At 67.9% G+C, this 23,556-nt stretch carries 20 protein-coding genes and 2 riboswitches; of the genes, 15 read left to right on the top strand and 5 right to left on the bottom strand.

Features of this window, described 5'->3' with window-relative positions:
• Positions 1-46: 46 nt before the first annotated feature.
• The 4 genes from AC1DRO_RS09180 (at position 47) to gatB (ending at position 5,062) form a co-directional block, all read left to right on the top strand.
• Positions 47-1,528 (top strand): CitMHS family transporter, encoded by a 1,482-nt coding sequence (locus tag AC1DRO_RS09180; protein WP_476950589.1) that lies wholly within the window; start codon positions 47-49, stop codon positions 1,526-1,528.
• Between the two features lie 174 nt (positions 1,529-1,702).
• Complete coding sequence (gene gatC, locus AC1DRO_RS09175) at positions 1,703-1,999, top strand: Asp-tRNA(Asn)/Glu-tRNA(Gln) amidotransferase subunit GatC (RefSeq protein ID WP_026537696.1); 297 nt, start codon at positions 1,703-1,705, stop codon at positions 1,997-1,999.
• Between the two features lie 4 nt (positions 2,000-2,003).
• On the top strand, positions 2,004-3,557 hold the full coding sequence (gene gatA, locus AC1DRO_RS09170) for an Asp-tRNA(Asn)/Glu-tRNA(Gln) amidotransferase subunit GatA (protein ID WP_079551532.1): 1,554 nt from the start codon (positions 2,004-2,006) through the stop codon (positions 3,555-3,557).
• Positions 3,557-5,062, top strand: coding sequence for an Asp-tRNA(Asn)/Glu-tRNA(Gln) amidotransferase subunit GatB (gatB, locus tag AC1DRO_RS09165; RefSeq protein WP_476950588.1), 1,506 nt, complete (start codon positions 3,557-3,559; stop codon positions 5,060-5,062). Before gatA ends, gatB begins: the two co-directional genes overlap by 1 nt.
• A 3-nt stretch (positions 5,063-5,065) precedes the next feature.
• On the opposite strand, the gene AC1DRO_RS09160 is transcribed toward gatB, so the two are convergent.
• Complete coding sequence (locus AC1DRO_RS09160; protein WP_476950587.1) at positions 5,066-5,974, bottom strand: LysR family transcriptional regulator; 909 nt, start codon at positions 5,972-5,974, stop codon at positions 5,066-5,068.
• Positions 5,975-6,154: 180 nt separating this feature from the next.
• Here AC1DRO_RS09160 and tdh point away from each other — a divergent pair, with 180 nt between their 5' ends.
• From tdh to AC1DRO_RS09140, 4 genes are all read left to right on the top strand, one after another.
• Positions 6,155-7,201 carry an L-threonine 3-dehydrogenase gene (tdh, locus tag AC1DRO_RS09155; RefSeq protein WP_476871583.1) on the top strand — a complete coding sequence of 349 codons (1,047 nt, stop codon included), beginning with the start codon at positions 6,155-6,157 and terminating at the stop codon, positions 7,199-7,201.
• 96 nt (positions 7,202-7,297) lie between these two features.
• Entirely contained in the window at positions 7,298-8,509 is a 1,212-nt protein-coding gene (locus tag AC1DRO_RS09150) for a glycine C-acetyltransferase (protein WP_476950586.1), read from the top strand.
• A gap of 715 nt (positions 8,510-9,224) precedes the next feature.
• The gene (locus AC1DRO_RS09145; RefSeq protein WP_476950585.1) at positions 9,225-10,361 is read left to right on the top strand and encodes an NAD(P)/FAD-dependent oxidoreductase; all 1,137 of its coding nucleotides are present in this window, start codon (positions 9,225-9,227) and stop codon (positions 10,359-10,361) included.
• 11 nt (positions 10,362-10,372) lie between these two features.
• A complete protein-coding gene (locus AC1DRO_RS09140) occupies positions 10,373-11,605 on the top strand; it encodes an amidohydrolase family protein (RefSeq protein ID WP_476950584.1) in 1,233 nt (410 codons plus the stop codon).
• 2 nt (positions 11,606-11,607) lie between these two features.
• On the opposite strand, the gene AC1DRO_RS09135 is transcribed toward AC1DRO_RS09140, so the two are convergent.
• Positions 11,608-12,288, bottom strand: a complete 681-nt coding sequence (locus tag AC1DRO_RS09135; protein WP_028278302.1) for a histidine phosphatase family protein — start codon at positions 12,286-12,288, stop codon at positions 11,608-11,610.
• Between the two features lie 109 nt (positions 12,289-12,397).
• On the opposite strand from AC1DRO_RS09135, the gene AC1DRO_RS09130 reads away from it, so the two are divergent.
• Positions 12,398-13,165: a CPBP family intramembrane glutamic endopeptidase gene (locus AC1DRO_RS09130; RefSeq protein WP_476950583.1), complete on the top strand. Its 768-nt coding sequence runs from the start codon at positions 12,398-12,400 to the stop codon at positions 13,163-13,165.
• Positions 13,166-13,267: 102 nt separating this feature from the next.
• Here the strand turns inward: AC1DRO_RS09130 and AC1DRO_RS09125 are convergent, their stop codons facing one another.
• Positions 13,268-13,906: a VOC family protein gene (locus tag AC1DRO_RS09125; RefSeq protein WP_026266630.1), complete on the bottom strand. Its 639-nt coding sequence runs from the start codon at positions 13,904-13,906 to the stop codon at positions 13,268-13,270.
• A gap of 169 nt (positions 13,907-14,075) precedes the next feature.
• A riboswitch (SAM riboswitch) is annotated at positions 14,076-14,191 on the top strand.
• Positions 14,192-14,252: 61 nt separating this feature from the next.
• Between AC1DRO_RS09125 and AC1DRO_RS09120 the strand changes: the two genes are divergently transcribed.
• The 3 genes from AC1DRO_RS09120 to AC1DRO_RS09110 all read left to right on the top strand — a co-directional run bounded on the left by AC1DRO_RS09120 (position 14,253) and on the right by AC1DRO_RS09110 (position 18,565).
• Positions 14,253-15,569, top strand: a complete 1,317-nt coding sequence (locus AC1DRO_RS09120; protein WP_476950582.1) for a bifunctional o-acetylhomoserine/o-acetylserine sulfhydrylase — start codon at positions 14,253-14,255, stop codon at positions 15,567-15,569.
• Positions 15,570-15,752: 183 nt separating this feature from the next.
• Positions 15,753-15,868, top strand: a riboswitch (SAM riboswitch).
• Between the two features lie 11 nt (positions 15,869-15,879).
• Positions 15,880-17,019: a homoserine O-acetyltransferase MetX gene (gene metX, locus AC1DRO_RS09115; RefSeq protein WP_476950581.1), complete on the top strand. Its 1,140-nt coding sequence runs from the start codon at positions 15,880-15,882 to the stop codon at positions 17,017-17,019.
• Between the two features lie 166 nt (positions 17,020-17,185).
• Entirely contained in the window at positions 17,186-18,565 is a 1,380-nt protein-coding gene (locus AC1DRO_RS09110) for an MFS transporter (protein WP_028278299.1), read from the top strand.
• 107 nt (positions 18,566-18,672) lie between these two features.
• On the opposite strand, the gene AC1DRO_RS09105 is transcribed toward AC1DRO_RS09110, so the two are convergent.
• Positions 18,673-19,572, bottom strand: a complete 900-nt coding sequence (locus tag AC1DRO_RS09105) for a LysR family transcriptional regulator (protein ID WP_459385970.1) — start codon at positions 19,570-19,572, stop codon at positions 18,673-18,675.
• A gap of 208 nt (positions 19,573-19,780) precedes the next feature.
• On the opposite strand from AC1DRO_RS09105, the gene mmsB reads away from it, so the two are divergent.
• The 3 genes from mmsB (at position 19,781) to AC1DRO_RS09090 (ending at position 22,920) form a co-directional block, all read left to right on the top strand.
• Entirely contained in the window at positions 19,781-20,683 is a 903-nt protein-coding gene (mmsB, locus tag AC1DRO_RS09100; RefSeq protein ID WP_476950580.1) for a 3-hydroxyisobutyrate dehydrogenase, read from the top strand.
• Positions 20,684-20,736: 53 nt separating this feature from the next.
• A complete protein-coding gene (locus AC1DRO_RS09095; protein WP_476950579.1) occupies positions 20,737-22,221 on the top strand; it encodes a CoA-acylating methylmalonate-semialdehyde dehydrogenase in 1,485 nt (494 codons plus the stop codon).
• A gap of 132 nt (positions 22,222-22,353) precedes the next feature.
• Positions 22,354-22,920: an isochorismatase family protein gene (locus tag AC1DRO_RS09090; RefSeq protein ID WP_476950578.1), complete on the top strand. Its 567-nt coding sequence runs from the start codon at positions 22,354-22,356 to the stop codon at positions 22,918-22,920.
• Here AC1DRO_RS09090 and AC1DRO_RS09085 read toward each other — a convergent pair.
• Positions 22,917-23,528, bottom strand: a complete 612-nt coding sequence (locus AC1DRO_RS09085; protein WP_476950613.1) for a hypothetical protein — start codon at positions 23,526-23,528, stop codon at positions 22,917-22,919. The two genes, AC1DRO_RS09090 and AC1DRO_RS09085, sit on opposite strands and share 4 nt — an antisense overlap.
• Positions 23,529-23,556: the final 28 nt, after the last annotated feature.

The raw sequence follows: 23,556 nt of genomic DNA, 5'->3' as shown, positions 1-23,556 counted from the left end.
GCGCATCACACCGGAGTGGTGTCATTCAACGAAGAAGGAGCCGGCCGTGCTGGTATTACTAGGATTCGCCATGATCGCGGTATTCATGGTGCTGATCATGACGAAGAAGTTGACGCCGGTGCTGGCGCTCATCATTGTTCCCACAGTCTTCGGGCTTTTCGCCGGCGCGGGCCTCGGCATCGGCCCGATGGTCATGGACTCCATGAAATCCATGACCTCCACCGCCGCGCTGCTGATGTTCGCGATCATCTACTTCGGGCTGATGATCGACGTCGGGCTCTTTGACCCCCTGGTCAGGTTCATCCTGCGAAAGCTCGGCAACGACCCCGCCAAGGTGGTCCTGGGCACGGCCATCCTCGCGGCAGCGGTCTCCCTCGACGGCGACGGCTCCACCACCTTCATCCTCACCACCGCGGCGATGCTGCCGGTCTACCTGCGGCTGAAGATGAGCCCCGTGGTCCTGACCTGCGTGGCCGGCCTGGCCAACGGCACCATGAACATCCTGCCCTGGGGCGGCCCCACCGCCCGCGCCGCCTCCGCGTTGAAGCTCGACGTCAATGATGTCTTCGTGCCCATGGTCCCGTCCCTCATCGCAGGGCTCATCGTCGTGCTGGTCTTCTCCTGGCTGCTCGGCCTGCAGGAACGCAACCGCCTCCGCGCCGTCGCCCCCGAGATCTGGGGCGTCCCGGATACAGCCGCAGCCTTCGACGGCGATGCAGACGGCGCAGCCGGCGGCAGCGCGGCCGGCGGTACCGGAATCCGCCGCGGCCGCAAGGGCCCCGGAGCCTCGCCCGCCGGGCTCTCCCCGGAAGGATCGTCCGTTGCCGTGCTGGAGCGCGCCGATTCCCTCGTTGACGACCGCGACTCCGCCATGGCCGACACCGCCCTGGACCCCAACCGCAAGACCCTCCGTCCCAAGCTGTTCTGGTTCAACCTCGGCCTCACTGTCGCCGTCATGGTGACGCTCGTCGCCAACGTCATTCCGCTCCCGTTCGTCTTCATGGTCGGCGCCGCCATCGCCCTGCTGGTCAACTTCCCCAAGGTCAAGGACCAGAGCGCCCAGCTGATCGCGCACGCTCCCTCGATTGTCGCCGTCGTCAGCATGGTCATGGCCGCCTCGGTCCTGACCGGCGTCCTCAACGGCACGGGCATGGTCAAGGCCATGTCGGAATGGCTGGTCCAGATCATCCCGTCGGACATGGGTCCGCTGATGGCCGTGATCACCGGTGTCCTGAGCATCCCAATGACGTTCTTCATGAGCAACGACGCCTTCTACTTCGGCGTCCTGCCGGTCCTGAGCGAAACGGCGGCCCACTACGGCGTCAGCGCCGCCGACATGGCCCGCGCTTCCATCACCGGCCAGCCCTTCCACCTGCAGAGCCCCCTGGTCCCCGCCATCCTGCTCCTGGTCTCCCTCGCCAAGGTGGACCTGGGCGACCACCACAAGAAGGTCCTGTGGCGCACGGCCGTGATCTCCCTGGTCATGCTCGGCGTAGGAGTCCTCACCGGAGCCATCGGCATCGGCTGACAAGCCAAGGAGCACCACAAATATTCATAACGAGACTGTCGGGTTCGGAGATTTTCCGGACCCGACAGTCGCGTTTGGTGAGGGAGGCTCGTCCGGCCTGGCGCCGGACGGCGGCAGGGCGTTCAGACACGTAGACTGGGACGGAAAATTATCCATACCTTGCAGGGGAGATCCATGGCTGCGATCAACCGCGATGACGTCGCGCATCTCGCGCAACTCGCGCACATCGAGATGAGTGCTGAAGAGCTGGACAGGATGGCCGGCGAACTCGCCGTCATCGTGGATTCAGTGAAGTCCGTCAGTGAAGCCGCCGGTGATGACGTCCCGGCCACGTCCCACCCGATTCCGCTGACCAATGTGTTCCGCGAGGACGTCGTGGGCCACACGTTTACGGCCGAGCAATCCCTCTCCGGTGCCCCAGACGCGTACGAAGGCCGTTTCAAGGTCCCGGCAATCCTGGATGAGGACTAAGACCATGACTGAGAACAACGAACTGATCCGCCTCTCCGCCGCCGCGCTCGCCGAGAAGCTGGCCGCCCGCGAGATCACCGCCGTCGAGGTCACCCAGGCCTACCTGGACCGCATCGCCGCCGTCGACGGCAAGGTCCACGCCTTCCTCCACGTCAACGCCGACGAGGCGCTCGCCGTCGCCGCCGAAGTGGATGCGATCCGCGCCGCCGGCGGTGCCGCCGCCGAAGAGCTCCACGTCCTCGCGGGCGTCCCGATCGCCGTCAAGGACCTCATCGTCACGATCGGCCAGCCCACCACGGCCGGCTCGAAGATCCTCGAAGGCTGGCACAGCCCCTACGACGCCACCGTCGTCGAGCGCCTGCGCGCCGCCAAGATGCCGATCCTGGGCAAGACGAACCTCGACGAATTCGCGATGGGCTCGTCCACCGAGCACTCCGCCTACGGGCCCACGCACAACCCGTGGGACCTGGACCGCATCCCGGGCGGTTCCGGCGGCGGTTCCGCTGCCGCCGTCGCGGCCTTCGAAGCCCCGCTGGCCCTCGGCACGGACACCGGCGGATCCATCCGCCAGCCCGGCGCCGTCACCGGCACGGTCGGCGTCAAGCCCACCTACGGCGGCGTTTCCCGCTACGGCGCCATCGCCATGGCCTCCTCGCTGGACCAGATCGGCCCGGTCTCGCGCACCGTTCTCGACTCGGCCCTGCTGCACCAGGTGATTGGCGGGCACGATCCGCGCGACTCCACCTCGCTGCCGGACCCGCTCGAGGACCTCGTGGCCGCTGCCCGGACCGGCAACGTCGAGGGCATGAAGATCGGCATCATCAAGGAGCTCCACGGCGAGGGCTACCAGGCCGGCGTCGAGAACCGCTTCAACGAATCCCTCGAGCTGCTGAAGGGCGCGGGCGCCGAGATCGTCGAGGTCTCCTGCCCCAACTTCAAGTACGCCCTGGGCGCCTACTACCTGATCATGCCGTCGGAGGCGTCCTCCAACCTGGCCAAGTTCGACGGCGTCCGCTACGGCCTGCGGGTCCTGCCCGAACAGGGACCGCTGACCATCGAGCGGGTCATGGGGGCCACCCGCGCCGCCGGCTTCGGCGACGAGGTCAAGCGCCGCATCATCCTGGGCACCTACGCCCTGAGTGCCGGCTACTACGACGCGTACTACGGCTCGGCCCAGAAGGTGCGCACCCTGATCCAGCGCGACTTCGACGCCGCCTTCGAAAAGGCCGACGTGCTGATTTCCCCGACGGCGCCGACCACGGCGTTCAAGCTCGGCGAGAAGCTCAACGACCCGCTGGCGATGTACCTCAACGATGTCGCCACCATCCCGGCGAACATGGCCGGCGTCCCCGGCCTGTCGCTGCCCGGCGGCCTGGCCGACGAGGACGGGCTGCCCGTGGGCATCCAGCTCCTGGCCCCGGCCCGCCAGGACGCCCGCCTGTACCGCGTCGGCGCGGTCCTGGAATCCCTGCTCGAGGCGCAGTGGGGCGGCCCGCTGCTGGACAAGGCCCCCTCGCTCACTGATTCTGCCGTTTCAAGCCACGGAGGCTCACACTAATGACTGACGCAACCCTCAGCTTTGAAGAGGCGATGGACAAGTACGATCCCGTCCTGGGGTTCGAGGTCCACGTGGAGCTCAACACCAAGACCAAGATGTTCTCCTCCGCGCCGAACGTCTTCGGCGACGAGCCGAACACCAACGTCAACGAGGTGGACCTCGGCATGCCCGGCGTGCTGCCGGTGGTGAACAAGACCGCGATCGAGTCCTCGATCAAGATCGGCCTGGCGCTGAACTGCAAGATCGCCGAGAAGTGCCGCTTCGCCCGGAAGAACTACTTCTACCCGGACACCCCGAAGAACTTCCAGACCTCCCAGTACGACGAGCCCATCGCGTACGACGGCTACCTGGACGTCGAGCTCGCCGACGGCACCGTGTTCCGCGTCGAAATTGAACGCGCGCACATGGAGGAGGACGCCGGCAAGCTGACCCACATGGGCGGCGCCACCGGCCGCATCCAGGGAGCGGACTACTCCCTGGTGGACTACAACCGTTCCGGCGTGCCGCTGGTCGAGATCGTCACCAAGCCGATCGAGGGCGCCGGCAGCCGCGCTCCCGAACTCGCCAAGGCCTACGTGGCCGCCGTCCGCGAGATCGTCAAGAACCTCGGGGTCTCGGACGCGAAGATGGAGCGCGGCAACGTCCGCTGCGACGCCAACGTCTCGCTGCGCCCGCACGGCCGCGAACGTTTCGGCATCCGTTCGGAAACCAAGAACGTCAACTCGCTGCGCGCCGTCGAACACGCGGTCCGCTACGAGATCCAGCGGCACGCCGCCGTGCTGGACTCCGGCGAGCCGGTCACCCAGGAAACCCGGCACTGGCACGAGGACACCCGGACCACGACATCGGGCCGGGCCAAGTCCGACGCCGACGACTACCGCTACTTCCCGGAACCTGACCTGGTCCCGATCACCGCGTCCCGCGAATGGGTCGAGGAGCTCCGGGCCACCCTGCCCGAGCCGCCGGCCGCGCGCCGCAAGCGGCTGCAGGCCGACTGGGGCTACTCGGACCTGGAGTTCCGCGACGTCGTCAACGCCGGCGTCATGGACGAGATCGAGGACACCATCACCGCCGGCGCCACCGCCACCGTGGCCCGCAAATGGTGGATGGGCGAGATCGTGGGCCGCGCCAAGAACGCCGACGTCGATCCCGGCCAGCTCGGCGTCAACCCGGCCACCATCGTGGAACTGAACAAGATGGTCGAGGACGGCAAGATCAACAACAAGATGGCCTCCGAGGTCCTGGACGGCGTGCTCGCCGGCGAAGGCACCCCGGCGGAAATCGTCGAGAAGCGCGGCCTCGCCGTGGTCTCCGACGACGGCCCGCTGCTCGAAGCCATCGACGCGGCCCTCGCCGCTCAGCCCGGCGTCGCGGACAAGATCCGCGGCGGCAAGATCCAGGCGATCGGCGCGATCGTCGGGGGCGTGATGAAGGCCACCCGCGGGCAGGCCGACGCCGGCCGCGTGCGCGAGCTGATCCTCCAGCGCCTCGGCGTCGAGGGCTAGCCCCTAGCCGCCCACTAAATCGGTCATGATGGTCTGCAGCGCTTCGCAGACCATCATGACCGATGTGCGTTTAAGGTTCTCCGGCCGGGCCAGGACGTCGATCCGACGCCGGGTGCTGATGCCCTCCAGCGGCCGCAGCACAATGTCCGGGTTCAGCACAGGCCGCGCGGTGTGCCGCGGCAGCAGGCCGATCACGCCGCCGGCCGCCACGAGCGCCGCCACAGTTGAGTAGTCGTTGATGCGGTGCACGATGTTCAGCTCACGGCTGGAGACCGCCGCGACGGCGGAGAGCACGTCGGCGGGGGAGTAGCCGGCGCGGCTCGTCACCCACGGTTCGCCCACGACGTCGTCCGCCGTCACCGCGCGCTGGCCGGCCAGCCGGTGCCCGGCCGGCAGTGCCACGTCCAGCGGCTCATGCGCGAGCGGGATCACCGCGACGCGTTCCCCGGGCCAACGCGGGCTGTGATCCATCCGGTGCGCCAGGACCAGGTCGTAGCGCGCCGTCAGGGCGGGAAAATCCTGCTGGGCGACGTCCTCGTCGGAGAGCAGGATCCGCGGCTGGCCCGGGCCGTCCAGCAGCCGGGCCAGCGGCGCGAACAATGCCTGCCCGGCGCTGTGGAAACCGCTGAGCGTCACCGGCGCCACCGGTGAGCCGTGGTAGGCGCCGATCGCCATCTTCGCATCCGCCATCGCGCTGACCACCGCGGCCCCGGCGTCCGCCAGCACCTGCCCGGCCTCCGTGAGCACCAGGTTCCGGCCCTCCTTGCGGGTCAGCGGCACCTCCACAGTCTTCTGCAGCGCGGCCAGTTGCTGGGACACCGCCGACGGCGTCACCAGAAGGGTTTCGGCGACGGCCTTGACGCTGCCCAGAGCTCCGAGTTCGCGCAACATCTCCAGCTGGTGGATTTCCATGCCAGCCATTCTATGCAACAGCGATTGCTAATTCGTCGATTGAGAAAAATTCGGTTGTGCTAATGCTTTCTGGTGGGTCTAATGGGGTGAGTTGACCCACACGCCCGCCCCGCATGCGGAACAGAACACGCGGAACAGAACGCGCGGAGCAGGACCCCAAAAGCACAGTTAGGAAGGCCCATGAAGGCTCTCTACAAAGCCGGCGCCCACGCAGGATTCGAGCTCGTCGACCGTCCCGAGCCGAAGACCGGCCCCGGGGACGTCAAGATCCGCGTCATGACCACCGGCATCTGCGGTACGGACCTGCACATCCAGGCCTGGGACGCCTGGGCGCAGGGCATCATCAACGCCCCCCTGATCGCCGGCCACGAGTTCTACGGCGAGGTCGTGGAGACCGGCGAGGACGTCCTGGACGTCAAGGTGGGGGACAGGGTCTCCGGCGAAGGCCACATCGTCTGCGGAATCTGCCGCAACTGCCGCGCCGGCCGCCGCCAGATGTGCATCAACACCGTCAGCGTCGGCGTCCAGCGCGACGGCGCCTTCGCCGAGTACGTGGTGATCCCCGAGACCAACGTCTGGGTCCACCAGGACCCCTCCGTCACCCCGGAACTCGGCGCCATCTTCGACCCCTTCGGCAACGCCGTCCACACCGCCCTGAGCTTCCCGCTGGTCGGCGAGGACGTGCTGATCACCGGCGCCGGACCCATCGGCCTGATGGCGATCGCCGTGGCCCGGCACGCGGGCGCCCGCAAGATCGCGATCACCGACGTCTCCGCGCCCCGGCTGGAACTGGCCCGCAGGCTCGGCGTCGACCTCGCGATCGATGTCTCGAAGATGCGGGTCAAGGACGCCCAGCGCGAACTCGGCATGCGCGAAGGCTTCGACATCGGCATGGAAATGTCGGGACACCCCACCGCGCTGCCTGAGATGATCGACAACATGAACCACGGCGGCCGGATCGCGATGCTGGGACTGCCCAGCCAGTCCATCGACATCAACTGGGGCAAGGTGGTCACGCACATGCTGACCATGAAGGGCATCTACGGTCGCGAAATGTTCGAGACCTGGTACGCGATGAGCGCCATGCTCTCCTCCAACCCGGCCCTGCACGCGAACATCTCGGCCGTGGTCACGGACACGCTGCCGGCCACCGACTGGGAAAAGGGTTTCGAGGTGGCCCGCGCCGGCGTCGGCGGCAAGGTGGTTCTCGACTGGACCGTTTTCTAGGCCCTTTCCTGACTGCGCGCTTCCGGCCCCCTGCCAGACACCGCCTTCCACGCACAGCATTCCGCCCCCGCATCCAACCAGCCGAGGAGCCAACCCATGTATTCAGCCATCAAGGACCAGCTGCAGCACGAACTCGATGAGATCCGCAGCGCCGGTCTGTTCAAGACCGAGCGGCACATCGACTCGCCGCAGGCCAACCGCATCAAGGCCGGGCAGATCGGCGAGTCCGGCGCCGACGTGCTGAACTTCTGCGCCAACAACTACCTGGGCCTCGCCGATCACCCGGACATCATCGCCGCGGCGAAGACCGCCATGGACGAGCGCGGCTTCGGCATGGCCAGCGTCCGCTTCATCTGCGGCACCCAGGACCTGCACCTGGCACTGGAAAAGCGTGTCTCGGCGTTCCTCGGCACCGAGGACACCATCCTGTTCTCCAGCTGCTTCGACGCCAACGGCGGCGTATTCGAGTCCCTATTCGGCCCGGAGGACGCCGTCATCTCGGACGCCCTGAACCACGCGTCCATCATTGACGGCATCCGGCTCTGCAAGGCCCAGCGCTTCCGCTACGCCAACCAGGACATGGCGGACCTCGAATCGAAGCTGATCGAGGCCACGACCCAGGAGAACCCGGCCCGCCGCAAGATCATCGTCACGGACGGCGTCTTCTCGATGGACGGCTTCCTGGCCCCGCTCGAAGCGATCTGCGACCTCGCCGACAAGTACGACGCCCTGGTCATGGTGGACGATTCCCACGCGGTGGGCTTCATGGGCGCCACCGGTGCCGGCACGCCGGAACATGCCGGCGTCTCGGACCGCGTGGACATCTACACCGGCACCTTCGGCAAGGCCCTCGGCGGCGCGTCCGGCGGCTACGTCTCGGGCCGCGGCGAGGTCGTGGCGATGCTCCGCCAGAAGGCCCGCCCCTACCTGTTCTCCAACTCGCTGGCCCCGGCGATCGTCGCGGCCACGCTCACGGCCCTGGACCTCGTGGAAAACTCCGGCGAACTGCGCGGCAAGCTCTTCGCCAACGCGGAGCTCTTCCGGAACCGCATGAGCGAGGAAGGCTTCGACCTGCTCCCCGGCGAGCACGCCATTGTCCCGGTAATGTTCGGCGACGCCGTCATGGCCGCCAAGGTGGCCGATGCCATGCTCCACAACGGCGTCTTCGTCACGGCGTTCAGCTACCCGGTGGTGCCCAAGGGCGCCGCCCGGATCCGCGTCCAGCTCTCCGCCGCGCACAGCGCCGACGACGTCGAAGCCTGCGTCCAGGCGTTCGTGCGCAGCCGCGCAGCGGTGGCAGCAGCCTAGAGCGCCTGATCGCCGGGCCGGGCCCCCGCTTTCAGCACGGGTCCGGCCCCACCCCAGGGGTCCGGCCCTGCCCGTTCATCCCGGCTTGCTCCTCTTGCTGGTCCGCGGGACATGTCCAGCTCCGGCAGCGAGGACTGGACATAATGCCACTATGTCCAACGGCCACGACCAACGAAGGGCATGCCCCGGTCCTGCCCGCCGCAGCGAGGGACATGTCCAGCCGTACGGACCACGGAAGAGCATGTCCCGGGCCGGCCCGCCGCAACGCGGGACATGCCCAGCCGTGCGGACCACGGAAGGGCATGTCCCGGGCCGGCCCGCCGCAACGGTGGACATGCCCAGCTCCGGCAGCGAGGACTGGACATAATGCCACTATGTCCAACGGCCACGACCAACGAAGGGCATGTCCCGGGCCTGCCCGCCGCAACGAGGGACATGTCCAGCCGTGCGGACCAAGGAAGGGCATGTCCCGGGGGCGGCGTGCACAATTTATCCAAGCAACCAGGATTCCAAGAAAGTTGCCGCCAAACCCGGAATCGTGGAGACGCCATGTGCCGAGAGCACCGTGAGTCACTGGACATTTCAACGCCCGGGGATCCAACAACGCCGCTGGTGATGACTGTGGGACCCGATTGACGCCGCTCGCCCGGGCGCAGGTTGCGGCAAACGCCGGATACCGGCGCGGCCTGACCCGACAATCTGCAAGGATGGGATCATGTCAGCTCATTACGATGTCGTAATTGTCGGCGGCGGGATCGCCGGCCTGTCCCTTGCCTCCGCCTTGGCCGGGCGCTGCAGCGTGGCCCTGATCGAAGCCGAGCAGACCCTGGCGTACCACACCTCGGCCCGCTCGGCCCGGCAACTGATTCCCAGCTACGGCCCGCCTGTGGTTCAGGAGCTCACCGTCCGGACGCTCGACCTCATCGCGGCCCAGGACGCTGAACGTCCGGAACCGGTGCTCACCCCGCGCAGTTTCATGCTGATCGGGGACGACGCCACCGTCCGGGCGGAGGCAAGCGGACACATGCAGCGGATCACCCACGCCGAGGCACTGGACCTGTGCCCGGTCCTGGTCCCGGATTCGTTCAGCGCCGCCGGGCTGGACACCGGATCCTTCGCCTGCAACGCCCCCGTGCTGCTCGAGGACCACCGGCGGCTCGCCGTGGCCGGCGGCGTGGACATCATTACCGGCGCCAGGGTCCATTCCGCCCAACGCCTGGGCACCGGCTGGGAACTGGGCGCCGGGCAGGAAGGCTTCCAGTCCGCCGTCGTGGTCAACGCCGCCGGTGCCTGGGCCGACGAGCTCGCCGTCCTCAGTGGCGTCGAGAAGCTCGGCCTGCAGCCGTACCGGCGCACCGCGGCGATCGTCGACGTCGAGAATCCCCTCCCGGAAGCCTGCCCGATGGTGGCGGCGGCCGATGACAGCTTCTACTTCCGGCCGGACAACGGCCAGGTCCTGATCTCGCCCGCCGAACACGTGCCGAGCGGACCTGAGGACGCCCGGCCCTATCCCGGCGACGTCGAACGGGTCATCGCCCGGCTCAACGAGATCACGACGCTCGGGATCCGGAGCGTTCGCACGGCCTGGACGGGGCTGCGGACGGAGGCGGCCGACGGCGTCCCGGTGGTGGGGTTCGACGCCGAGGCCACCGGATTCTTCTGGCTCGCCGGCCAAGGGGGGTACGGATTCCAGACCTCATCCGGCGTCGCGGAACTGGCCGCCGGGCTGATCCTCGCCGGCCAGGGCTCCGCCCCGGCCCTGGCCCCGGCCCTGCCCCCGGCGCGGGACGCCAGTCCGGCATCCCGGACAGCGGAGGCGCTGGCCGCGACCCGCTGGTCCATCCGGCGCTGAAGAATGGACCCATGAGTACCCTCATCACCAATATCGCCGAACTGATGACCCAGGACGCGGAACACCGCGTCCTCCGCGACGCGGCGGTGGTCATCGAGGGGGAGCGGATTTCCTGGCTCGGGCCCGCGGCCGGCGCCCCGGCCGCGGACGAACGGGTGGATGCCGGTGGCCGGGCGCTCCTCCCGGGCTGGGTCGACTCCCACACGCACCTGATCTTCGCGGGGGACCGCACTGCCGAGTTCGAGGCCCGGATGGCGGGGGAAAGCTACAGCGCCGGCGGGATCGCCGTCACCACCGGCGCCACCCGGAGCACGAGCGACTTCGACCTGACCCGGCTGGCGATGGGCCGCGTCGCGGAGGCCGTGTCGCAGGGCACCACCTACCTGGAGACCAAAACCGGCTACGGCCTGGACCTCGAGAACGAGGCCCGCAGCGCCCGCATCGCCTCCACGGTGGCGGACGAGGTGACCTACCTGGGGGCGCACCTTGTGCCCGCCGGGATGGACGCGGAGGAATACACGGAGCTGGTCTGCGGACCGATGCTCACCGCAGTCCGGCCCTACGTCCGCTGGGCCGACGTCTTTTGCGAGCAGGGTGCGTTCAACGAGGACCAGTCCCGCCGGGTGCTGCTGGCCTGCAAGGCCGCCGGGCTGGGGCTGCGCGTCCACGGCAACCAGCTCGGCGAGGGCCCCGGCGTCAGGCTGGCCGTGGAATTCGGCGCCGCGAGCGTGGACCACGTGAACTACCTGTCGGCCGCGGACATCGACGCCCTTGCCGGCAGCTGGTCCGGCTGGGACGCCGCCGGCGGCAGCGGCACGCCTGGATCCGGGCAGCGCGGCACGGTTGCCACGTGCCTGCCGGCCTGCGATCTTTCCACCCGGCAGCCGCTGGCCCCAGGCCGTGAACTGCTCGACGCCGGTGTGCAGCTGGCGCTGGCCTCCAACTGCAACCCCGGCACGTCCTACACCAGCTCCATGGCGTTCTGCGTCACCACCGCAGTGCTGCAGATGCGGCTCAGTGTCCATGAGGCGGTGCGCGCCGCGACCTACGGCGGCGCCCTGGCCCTGGGGCGGGAGGCCGGGAACGACGTCGACGGCGAACGCGCGGTGGGCTCGATCGCCGTCGGACACCGCGCGGACCTGCACCTGCTCAACGCCCCTTCCGCCACGCACCTCGCCTACCGGCCCGGCATCCCCCTGACGCACGCGGTGTGGCGCGTCGGTGTAGCGCAGCCGCTCCGCTAGCCCTAGAACATCATGGGCGGTGCGTCGAGGACGGTCTCGTCCACGCGCCTCTTCTCCCACTGCGTGAAGGGCTTGTCGAGCTCGTACTTGCCGTGCGAGGTGCGCAGCAGGGTGCGGACCTCGGCGTTCTCGGGGTTGTTCAGGGACTCGAAGTATTCCACCGACCAGTGGAACCAGCGCATGCAGAACAGCCGCATGGTCAATCCGTGCGTCACGAACAGCGCGTTCGGGGCATAGCCGGGCCGGGACCAGTGCCGGTGCAGGGTTTCCATGAACGAAGAGATCCTGTCATACACATCGGAACCGGACTCGCCCTCGCGGAAGCGGTAGAAGAAGTGCCCGTAGGCGTTGCGGAGCTCCTTCTGGTCCTCGATGTCGCCGGCGATCTGAAAGTTGGCCCAGTCCTGTTCGCGCAGGCGCGGTTCCTCGATCACCCGCTCCACGAGCGGGCCGAGATTCAGCGCCTCGAGGGTCTGGTAGGCGCGCAGGTACGGGGAGACGTAGACGCACACCGGGCGGCCGTCCAGCTGGCGCCGGACCTCCTCCCCGGCCGCGGTGGCCTGCTCCAGACCCAGCGCGGTCAACGGGATCCGGTAGTCCGGAACACGGTTGTAGATCGAGGTGTCGGCATTGGCGGCAGACTGGCCGTGCCGGATCATGATGATTTTCCGGGGCGCACTCATAATCCCCAAGCATAGGGCTCCTAAAAGCAGGTGCCGCAGGCAAAACCCCGTTCGGCCGGCACCACGCGGGCACCAGCAAACTATCGGCAAGTGCAGGCAAGATAGAACCATGTTGGTTCCCTCCCGCCGTCGGCTGCGGTTCGAAGTGTTGATTGTCCTGGGGTTGTCGCTGGGGCAGTCCGCGATCTACTCCGTGGTGCAGTTGCTGGACAAGATGACCACGGCGCCGCTGGCCCAGGGGACATCCACACTGAACCGCTCACAGAGCGCACGCGAATACTTCGACCTCACCTACCAGTTGCTGGACATCATCTTCGCCCTGGTCCCGGTGGCCCTCGTGATCTATTTCCTCACCGAGCACTGGCCGGCCGGTGAGCGCGGAACCTCGGCGTTCCGAAGGATCGGCTTCGACTTCGCCCGGCCCGGCAAGGACCTCCTGCAGGGTCTCGGACTCGCCGCGCTCATCGGCATTCCGTCCCTGGGTCTCTACGCCGCCGGCCGGGCCCTGGGGATCACGACGGCGATCATCCCCAGTGCCCTGGACGCGTACTGGTGGACCGTGCCAGTGCTGGTCCTGTCCGCGATCCGGCACGCGGTGGTCGAGGAAGTGATTGTGGTGGCGTACCTGCTGGACCGGCTCGGGAAACTGGGCTGGAGCGTGCCGGCGGCCATCGCCGCCAGCGCCCTGCTCCGCGGCAGCTATCACCTGTACCAGGGGTTCGGGCCGTTCATCGGCAACGCGGTGATGGGCGTCGTCTTCGCGCTGGTCTACACGCGGACCAAACGGGTGATGCCGCTGGTGATCGCCCACGCCATCCTGGACACTGTGGCGTTCGTGGGGTTCAGCCTGTTCGGCAAGGCCGTGGGCCTGGGCTGAGTTGCTTTTAGGAGCAGCCCTTAAATGATCTCGGCCGCCGTCTCCTAGGTGACATCGTTGGCACCTAAGAGATGGCGGCCGAAGCGTGGGGCAGGTGGAGCGTTAGATCGTGACCGCTCCGGAGGCGGTCTCGAAGGTGACAGAGAGGATGCCGGGAGTCCCGTGCGGCGCGATCCAGTTCACGGCGACGTCTTCCAGCGGCTTTTCAACCGGTTCGCCCAGCCACTCCGTGACACGTGCGGCCGAACCGGCAATGGTCAGTGCGGACATCTTGACATCGCTCGCGTAGGCGTTGGACGGGTGCAACTCCGGGTCGCCCTCCCACTTGAGCATGTACGGCACCTGGGGGTCGGCAATGAGCCCCAGGATGCCGATCTGCTTCCAGACCAGTTCGCGGCCGTCGGGAAACTTCCGGTTGCCGTTGACGGCGGCGCGGCCGAGCCGCTCCTCGAACGGGGCCAGGTCGTCAACCTCGACGCACCAGCCCATCCAGCCGCCGCCGGCCTCGGAGCGTGCCCGGACGGCCTGGCCGAACGGGGCCTTGTCGGAGGCCGGGTGGTTCAGGACCTCCACGACTTCCAGGTACTTGTGTCCCGCGAGCGGGATAATCATGTTGCGTGTCCCGAAACGGGGGTGCACTCCACCCTTCACGGCTTCAACGCCGAGGGCAGACGCAATACGTTCAGTGGTGGCTGCCAAGCCATCGTGTTCACAGGCGTAAGAGACGTGATCCATGCGCATGCCATCATCTTGGCACTTTGTGATGGACCTCTCAGCTTAGGCTCCCCTAACCGTCATGGGACGTCCTGGGGCGCGGAACGCGGCGCCCCGGATGCTCCGTCACGGCGGCCGTCTTCATCTTCGTCACAAAGCTATCCATGGCTCCGCCGCCATTCCTACACTGAAGCCAGGTCATGAGTGCCAGCGCACAGCCCCGGCTTGCTGGCCGGCAACCCTCGTATCGCGGTGGGGTGCCCCGGGTGAAGACCTGGCCGTCCGGCGCCCGCCGGAGGGCAAGCGCGGCGCCTGTTCCGGTTCGGGCCGAAAGCCCCGGCCGGTGCTGTGCCCAGTGACTCGAGGAGCACCAATGTCCAACGCCTGGTCCTTTGAAACCCGCCAGATCCACGCCGGCCAGGAGCCGGACAGCGCCACCGGCGCGCGTTCCCTGCCCATCTACCAGACGACGTCGTTCGTGTTCCCCAGCGCCGAAAGCGCCGCGAACCGCTTCGCGCTCGCCGAGCTCGCGCCCATCTACACCCGGATCGGCAACCCGACCCAGGACGCCGTCGAACAGCGCGTCGCCAGCCTGGAAGGCGGCCTCGCGGCGCTGCTGCTCAGCTCCGGCCAGGCCGCCGAGACGTTCGCCATCCTCAATATCGCCGAGGCCGGGGACCATGTGGTGGCCAGCCCCAGCCTCTATGGCGGAACCTACAACCTGCTCGCGCACACGCTGAAGAAGTTCGGCATCTCCGTGACCTTCGTGGCGGACCCGGATAACCTGGACCAGTGGCGGGACGCCGTCCAGCCCAACACCAAGCTGTTCTTCGGCGAAGTGGTCTCCAACCCCCGCCAGGACGTCCTGGACATCGAGGGCGTCTCCCGCGTGGCGCACGAGGCCGGCGTCCCGCTGGTGGTCGACAACACGCTCTCCACCCCCTACCTGATCCGGCCGATCGAGTGGGGCGCGGACATCGTGGTCCATTCCGCCACCAAGTACCTCGGCGGGCACGGCGCCGCAATCGCCGGCGTGATCGTGGACTCCGGCAACTTCGACTTCGGGAAAGACCCGGAGCGGTTCCCCGGCTTCAACACCCCGGACCCCACCTACAACGGCCTGGTCTACGCCCGCGACCTCGGAGCCGACGGCGCGCTGGGCGCGAACCTCTCCTACATCCTCAAGGCCCGGGTCCAGCTCCTGCGCGACCTCGGCTCCGCGGTGTCCCCGTTCAACGCCTTCCTCATCGCCCAGGGCATCGAAACGCTGAGCCTGCGCGTCGAGCGCCACGTGGCCAACGCCACGAAGGTGGCGCAATGGCTGGAGGGGCGGGACGACGTCGAATCGGTCGCCTACGCCGGGCTGCCGTCCAGCCCCTGGTACGAGCGCGGCCGCAAGTACGGGCCCAAGGGGACCGGCGCCGTCGTGGCGTTCAACATCGCCGGGGGAGCGGAGGCCGGCAAGCGGTTCGTCGATGCCCTCGAACTGCACTCCCACGTCGCGAACATCGGCGATGTCCGGTCGCTGGTGATCCATCCGGCGTCGACCACCCACAGCCAGCTCTCGCCTGAACAGCAGGTGATCGCCGGGGTGAATCCCGGGCTGGTGCGGCTTTCGGTGGGACTGGAGCACATTGACGACATCTTGGCGGACCTCGACGCCGGATTCCGCGCGGCCAAGTCCGCCTAGGCCGAAGCCCACGCGGAATTTCCCCACCTTTGCGGGCATGACGCCGGGAATCGCCGGCACTTCGGCGCGACCCGCCGGTCACGGCTGTCAAAGGTGGGGAAACTGCGGTGCTGACGGGTCCGGCTGTCACATGGAAGTCATAATCTTCGTGATTTCCGCACCCTGTTTCGTAGACTCGTACCAGGTCATGAGTGCCAGCGACAGCCCCGGCTTGCTGGCCGGCAACCCTCCTTTTGCGGCGGGGTGCCCCGGGTGAAGACCTGGCCTGCCGGTCAGCTGACGGCGGGCAAGTGCGAAGATAGGTCCTCACATGACGATTGCCGTCACCCGCACGGGTGTTCCCGAAACCAAACCATCCCGGACCCCTGACGGGACTGTCCAGTTCGTCAGGATCGGTGATCTGCAGCTCGAATCCGGGACTCCGTTGCCGGATGTGGTGCTCGCCTACGAGACGTGGGGGACCCTGAACGCGGATGCCTCCAACGCCGTGCTCATTGAACACGCCCTGACCGGCGACACGCACGTGACCCGCGGCGAGAGCGGGGAGCCCGGCTGGTGGGAACAGCTCGCCGGACCCGGGGCTCCCGTGGACACGGACAAGTATTTCGTCGTTTCGATCAACATCCTGGGCGGCTGCTACGGATCCACCGGGCCTTCCACCCCGGCCCCGGACGGGCGCCCCTGGGGATCGCGGTTCCCGCTGGTCACCCTGCGGGACACCGCCGCTGCCGAGGCGCGGCTGGCCGATGCCCTGGGCATCGGCAGCTGGTACGCGGTGCTGGGCGGCTCGCTCGGCGGCGCGCGGGCCCTTGAATGGGCCGTCACGTTTCCCGGCCGGGTCCGGCGCTGCGCCGTGATTTCCGTCGGCGCCAGCAGCACCGCCGAACAGATTGCCTTCGCGCAGGCACAGACGCTGGCCATCCGCCAGGACCCCCACTTCAGGGGCGGGGACTACTACGGCGGCCCGGAACCCGAGGCGGGGCTCGCCCTCGCCCGCCGCATCGCGCACATTACCTACCGCTCAGCGGCCGAACTGGACGGCCGGTTTGGCCGCAACGCCCAGGAGTCCGAGACGCCCCTGGAGGCCGGATCGCTGGCCGGACGCGGGCGCTATCAGGTGGAAAGCTACCTGGACCACCAGGGCAGCAAACTGGCCCGGCGTTTCGACGCGAACAGCTACATCGCGATCACCGAAGCCCTCATGAGCCACGATGTGTGCCGGGGGCGCGGAGGTCTCGGGGAGGCACTGGCCCCGGCCACCGCGGAGTTCCTGGTGGCGGCCGTGGACTCGGACCGCCTGTATTTCCCGGCCCAGTCCCGTCAACTGGCAGAGGCCCTGCCGGGCGGCCCGGAACTGCACATCATTCAAGCGCCGATCGGCCACGACGGCTTCCTGACCGAAATCGGCCAGCTCAGCGGGCAGCTCCGGGAGACCTTCTTCAGCCACTAGGCCGGCCCGCTTGTGCATTTTTGCAGATGCGCTCTGCACTAATGGCCGTTGAGGCTCAGGGCCGGAGCGTCCATACTCATGGGGAATGACGCCCTGTGCCCTAAATCACAAGCGTCCTCAGTCCAATGGTCCACAGGGTGTCGATGGAGACGCCGAAGGAGTCACGATGAGTACGGAAAACGCCGCAAGGCGCGCTGAAGAAACCGACGTCAAAACGTCCGGCCTGAAGAAGGTGGTGGCGGCCTCCATGGCCGGCACCGTGGTTGAGTGGTACGAGTTTTTCCTCTACGCCTCCGCCGCCACCCTTGTATTCGGCAAGCTGTTTTTCCCGAACACCGGTTCGGAACTGGACGGCATCCTCGCCGCTTTCCTCACCTACGCGGTCGGCTTCATTGCCCGCCCGATCGGCGGCATCGTCTTCGGCCACTTCGGCGACAAGTTCGGCCGCAAGCAGTTGCTCCAGCTGAGCATCATCCTTGTCGGCGTTGCCACCTTCGCCATGGGCTGCCTGCCCACCTTCGCGCAGATCGGCTACTGGGCCCCGGCCCTGCTGGTCTTCCTGCGCTTCGCCCAGGGCTTCGCCGTTGGCGGTGAATGGGGCGGCGCAGTCCTTCTCGTCGCCGAACACAGCCCGAGCAAGTCCCGCGGTTTCTGGGCAAGCTGGCCGCAGTCGGCGGTTCCGATGGGCAACCTCCTGGCCACAGCTGTCCTGTTCACCCTCTCCGCCACGTTGTCCTCCGCCGACTTCCTCAGCTGGGGCTGGCGCGTAGCCTTCTGGCTCTCCGCCGTGATCGTGCTGGTCGGCTACTACATCCGCACCAAAGTCCAGGACGCCCCCATCTTCCTGGAGGCCCGCAAGGAGGTCGAGGCCGGCCACAAGGGCTACGGCGTGGCCGAGGTCTTCCGCCGCTACCCGCGAGGCGTCTTCACCGCCATGGGTCTGCGATTCGCCGAGAACATCCTCTACTACCTTGTGGTCACCTTCTCGATCACTTACCTGAAGGTCATCGTCCAGACGGACACCTCGCGGATCCTGCTGCTGCTGCTTGTGGCGCACATCGTCCACTTCGCCGTGATCCCGATGGTCGGCAGGCTCTCGGACAACGTCGGCCGCAAGCCGGTCTACATGGCCGGCGCCATTCTTGGCGGAACGTGGGGATTCTTCGCGTTCCCGATGATGGACACCAAGAACGACCTCGTCATCCTCGCTGCGATCACCATCGGCCTGCTGTTCCACTCCCTGATGTACGCCGGCCAGCCGGCGCTCATGGCCGAAATGTTCCCGACCCGGATGCGCTACTCCGGCGTCTCGCTGGGCTACCAGGTCACCTCGATTGTGGCCGGTTCGCTGGCTCCGATCATCGCCGTCGCGCTCCTGGGCCAGTACAAGTCCTCGGTCCCGGTCGCCATCTACCTCCTCGGCGCCTGTGTGGTCACCTTGGTTGCGGTGTTCTTCCTGAAGGAAACCCGCGGCATCTCGCTCCGCGACGTCGACGCCGCCGACGCCCAGGGCACCGCTGACCTCCTCGCCGCCAGCAAGAAGTAACAACGAATGAGCACGGCAACAGCCCGGGTCCCGCACTGCGGGGCCCGGGCTGTTGCCGGTTGGAAGCAGGATCGGCCCCGCAGGCTGGCTCGGCCCGCCAGGACCGCTCAGCCTGCCAGGACCGCCTGGCGGTCGGCAATCTCGGTCCGGATCGCCTCCAGCACGGCACGGACCGGGGCCGAACGCAGCGCCTCGGGCCGGGCCACAGCCCAGATGGGCAGCTGGCGCTGGAAGTCGTCCGGCAGCACTGGCAGGAATTCCGGCCGGCCCGCCACGAGGAAATTGGGGAGCAGGCCTATCCCGGCGCCCCGCCGGACGGCCTCCAGCTGGGCGAAGACGCTTGTGGCCTGGAAACTGGACCGCGGCACCGGCAGTTGCGTTGAACGGTGGCCCAGCTCCGCGACCTGGAGCGCCGATTCCACGTAGGAGACAAAGCCGTGCTGCCGGACGTCGTCGAGCGTTGCCGGAAGCCCGTGCTCCTGCGCATAGCCGGGACTGGCGTACAGCCTGAGGAAATAGTTGCTCAGGAAGATCGCGCGGGCGGTGGTGGTGTCCATGTTGCCCACCACCACTTCCAGGTCCACGCCGGAGCGGTTTTGGCTCACCTTGCGGGTGGCGCTGAGCAGTTCGACGTTGAGCAGCGGATTCGCCCGCTGCAGCCGGACGAGGGCCGGGGCCAGGAATTCGGCGCCGAAGCCGTCCGGGGTGCTGATCCGGACCAGGCCGGAGACCACGTCGCCGGAGCGGGCAATGCTGCTGGAGAGGGCACCGAGAGTGCCCTCGATGGCTTCCGCCGCCGCGACCGCCTGGCTGCCGAGCTCGGTCAGCTCCCAGCCGTGCGGGCTGCGTTCGAGCGTCCGGCCGCCGAGCTGTTTGTCGAGGGCCAGGACGCGGCGGGAAATGGTGGTGTGGGTCGTGCCGAGCGTCTCGGCCACGGCGTTGAACCGGCCCAGGCGTGCCACGGTCAGCAGGATCAGCAGGTCGTCGGGGCTCGGAAGCCGGCGCAAGTCCACTCTTGTCCCCTTTGCAGCGAGTGTGGCGGAGTCAGGGCCATCATTGTGTATCTGTGCATCTGTGCACATGGCATCTGTGATTTTTTACCTTGATTGCACTCTAACAGGGTGTGATGGTGGACACCGGGGCGCCGGAGTTTCGGCTTTCACGCCGGAGCGCGTCGAGGCGCCCGGCAGCACATCAAGCAAAGGAGCTTAAGCCATGGCAGTCATCGCCTGGATCGGACTTGGAAACATGGGCGGATCCATGTCCGTCAACCTCTCGAACGCCGGACACGAAGTCCGTGGCTTCGACCTCAACAGCGCAGCCGTTGCCGCCGCCGAGGCCGGGGGAGTCAAGGCCGCCGGCAGCATCGCCGAGGCCGTCGCCGGCGCCGACGTCGTCTTCACCATGCTCCCCAAAGGTGAGCACGCCCGCGCCGTGTACCTCGGCCAGGACGGCGTCCTTGCCCACGCGGACACCCGGACCCTCCTGGTGGATTCCTCCACCATTGACATCGCCTCCGCGCAGGCCCTGCACGACGCCGCCGCTGCCGCCGGCTTCCGCTTCGTCGACGCACCCGTCTCCGGCGGCATGAGCGGCGCGAAGGCCGCCACGCTGACGTTCATGATCGGCGGCGAGGCCGGCGCCGTCGCCGACGCCACCGAATACATCCGCCCCATGGCCGCGAACATCATCCCCACCGGCGGCGCCACTACCGGCCAGGCCGCGAAGATCTGCAACAACCTCATGCTCTTCATCAACCTCGCCTCCACCGCCGAGGGCGCGGTCCTGGCCGATCGGCTCGGCCTGGACAAGCAGGTTTTCTGGGACATCGCGTCGGTCTCCTCCGGCGACAGCTGGGCGCTGCGCACGTGGTACCCCGTGGCCGGCGTCGTGCCGACCGCCGCGTCCAACAACGACTTCGCTCCGACCTTCACCACCGAACTGGCCAACAAGGACATCGGCCTGGCCATCAGCGCCGCGCGGGACACCGGCACCCCGCTGGAACTCGGCGAGCACGTCCAGCAGCTCTTCCAGCGGCTCATCGACTCCGGCCAGTCCGGCCAGGACTGCTCGATGATCGTCAAGCTCGTCGACGGCACCCTCGAGTCCGCCAACTAGCCCTTAACGGCCCTGCCCCTCACGGCCCTGCCCTTCACGAAAGAGACCCACCCATGGAACGCATCCCGCACTTCATCAACGGCGCCCTGATTGCCGACGCCGAGCGCTTCGGCCCCGTGTTCAACCCGGCCACCGGCGAGCAGGAGAAAGAGGTCGCCCTGGCCTCCGCCGCCCGCGTCGAGGAGGCCATCGAGGCCGCCCGCGCCGCCCTGCCCGGCTGGCGCGCCACGAGCCTGGCCAGGCGCACAGCCATCTTTTTCAAGGTCCGTGAACTGCTCATGCAGCGCCGGCCCGAACTCGCGGCCCTGCTCACCAGCGAGCACGGCAAGGTCCTCTCGGACGCGGAAGGTGAAATCACCCGCGGCCTGGAGAACATCGAATTCGCCACCGGGCTCTCCCACATGCTCAAAGGCGAACGCTCGGAGCAGGTCTCCGGCGGCGTCGATGTCCACTCGGTCCGCCAGCCGGTCGGCGTCGTCGCCTGCATCACGCCATTCAACTTCCCCGCCATGGTGCCGCTGTGGATGATCGGCAGCGCCCTGGCCTGCGGAAACACCGTGCTGCTCAAGCCGAGCGAGAAGGACCCGTCCTCCGCCATCTTCATCGCCCAGGTCTTCGCTGAGGCCGGGCTGCCGGCAGGGGTGCTCAACGTGGTCCACGGGGACAAGGAAGCCGTGGATGTCCTGCTGGAACACCCGACGGTCAAGGCCATCAGCTTTGTCGGCTCGACGCCGATCGCGCAGTCCATCTACAAGCGCGCCGCTGATCACGGCAAGCGCGTCCAGGCCCTGGGCGGCGCGAAGAACCACATGGTGGTCCTGCCGGACGCGGACCTCAACATGGCCGCGGACGCCGCCGTCTCGGCCGCCTACGGCTCCGCCGGGGAGCGCTGCATGGCAGTCAGCGTCCTCGTCGCGGTCGGCAGCATCGCCGACGACCTCGTGGAGGCGATCACCACCCGCATGGCAGCCCTCACGATCGGGCCGGGCACGGACCCGGCCTCCCAGATGGGTCCGCTCATCACGGCCGAGCACCGCGACAAAGTGGCCTCCTACGTTGCCGGAGCGGCCAACGAGGGCGCCACCGTGGTGGTGGACGGCCGCGAACACGAATTCGACTCCAACGGCTTCTTCATCGGCGTCAGCCTGATCGACCACGTCAAGCCCGGAATGAAGGTCTACGACGACGAGATCTTCGGGCCCGTCCTCTCCGTGGTCCGCGTCGAGACCTACGCCGACGCCGTGAAGCTGGTCAACGACAACGAGTTCGGCAACGGCGTGGCCATCTTCACCCGCGACGGCGGCGCCGCCCGCCAGTTCGAGTTCGACGTCGAGGCCGGCATGGTGGGCGTCAACGTGCCCATCCCGGTGCCGGTGGGCACCTTCTCCTTCGGCGGCTGGAAGAATTCGCTGTTCGGCGACACCCACATGTACGGCCCGGAAAGCATCCGCTTCTACACCCGCGGCAAGGTGGTCACCACCCGCTGGCCGGACCCGGCCACCTCGGTGATCGACCTCGGCTTCCCCCAGGTCGACTGACGCTTCTGCCCGTAAAAGCGACGCGGGGTCACCTATCCGGCACTGGATTATGGGCCGCAAGTGACCCCTCGTTGCTTTCGGGGTCCGGGATTAGAGTAAGCACGCAGGGACAGCCAGGATCCGGGAGGCACCATGACCACGCTCGTCAACCGTCCCAACACGGCATTGCTCGTCGTCGATATGCAGGTCGGTGTGGTCGCGGAGGCCTACCGCCGCGACGACGTCGTCGCGACAATCGCCGCGCTCGTGGACAAGGCCCGCGACGCCGGGGTGGACGTCGTCTGGGTGCAGCACAGCGGTGAGGAACTCCCGCGCGGCAGCGACGGCTGGCAGTACGTGCCGGAGCTCGCGCGCCGCAGTTCGGAGCCGCTCGTGGCCAAGGAGTACAGCGACGCCTTCGAGGCCACCGACCTGGAATCCGTGCTGGCCGGGCGCGGCATCGGGCGCTTCTTCCTGGCCGGTGCGCAGACCGACGAGTGCATCCGCTCGACCCTGCACGGCGCGATCACCCGCGGCTACGACGTCACGCTGGTCGCCGACGCCCACACCACCGAGGACCTGACCGAGTACGGCGCCCCGCCGCCGGCTCTGGTGGTCGCGCACACCAATCTGTACTGGCAGTACCACAAGGCGCCGGGGCGGACGGCGGGAACGGTCAACGCGGCCGACGTCGTGTTCGCCGGCCCGGCAGGGTCCTAGCCCTTCATGATTTCCGCGCGCTGGGCCATGTAGTCCTCCATGGACAGCTTGCCGTCGGTGTACTGCTGGTCGAGCTCGGCCAGCTTGCGGGCCCGGTAGCCCTGCCCGGCCGACGGCGGCGGCGGAGACTGCGGCGCCTGCGCCTGTCCCGCGCCCGGCGCCGGGGGAGTTTGCGATGCCTGCGGCCGCTGCGGTTGCGGCGGGTTGTTCAGGTACTCGGGGCTGTCCTCGTACGGGACGGGGGACTGGTAGCCGACCGGGTTCGGGTACTGCTGGCCGGGGTACGGCTGGTTCGGGAACGGCTGGTCCGGAAACCGGGGACGGGGGTTCTGCGCGTTCGGGTACTCCGCGCTGGGGTATTGCGGGTTGGGATACGGCTCGTTGGCCGGACCCGACTGCTTCGGGGCGCCCAGCTGGCCAAAGCCGCCGAAGTAGTCCTGCTGGGTGTAGCCATCACGCGGCTGGTTGCCCTGGCCGGGGTTGTTCTGGCTGCCCGGGAACCGGCCGAACTGTCCCGGCGTGCCCTGGTTCCGGCCGCGGGCAGACCTGCGGTAGAGGCGCATCGCCACGGGAACCAGGAAGGACAACACGATGATCCAGAAGAACATACTGCTCACGGTACTGGGCCTTTCAGCT

This window comes from Arthrobacter sp. P4_F11, from assembly GCF_056401395.1.
Note: the sequence above shows the minus strand (reverse complement) of the source record. Positions and strands in the feature narration are given on the sequence as shown.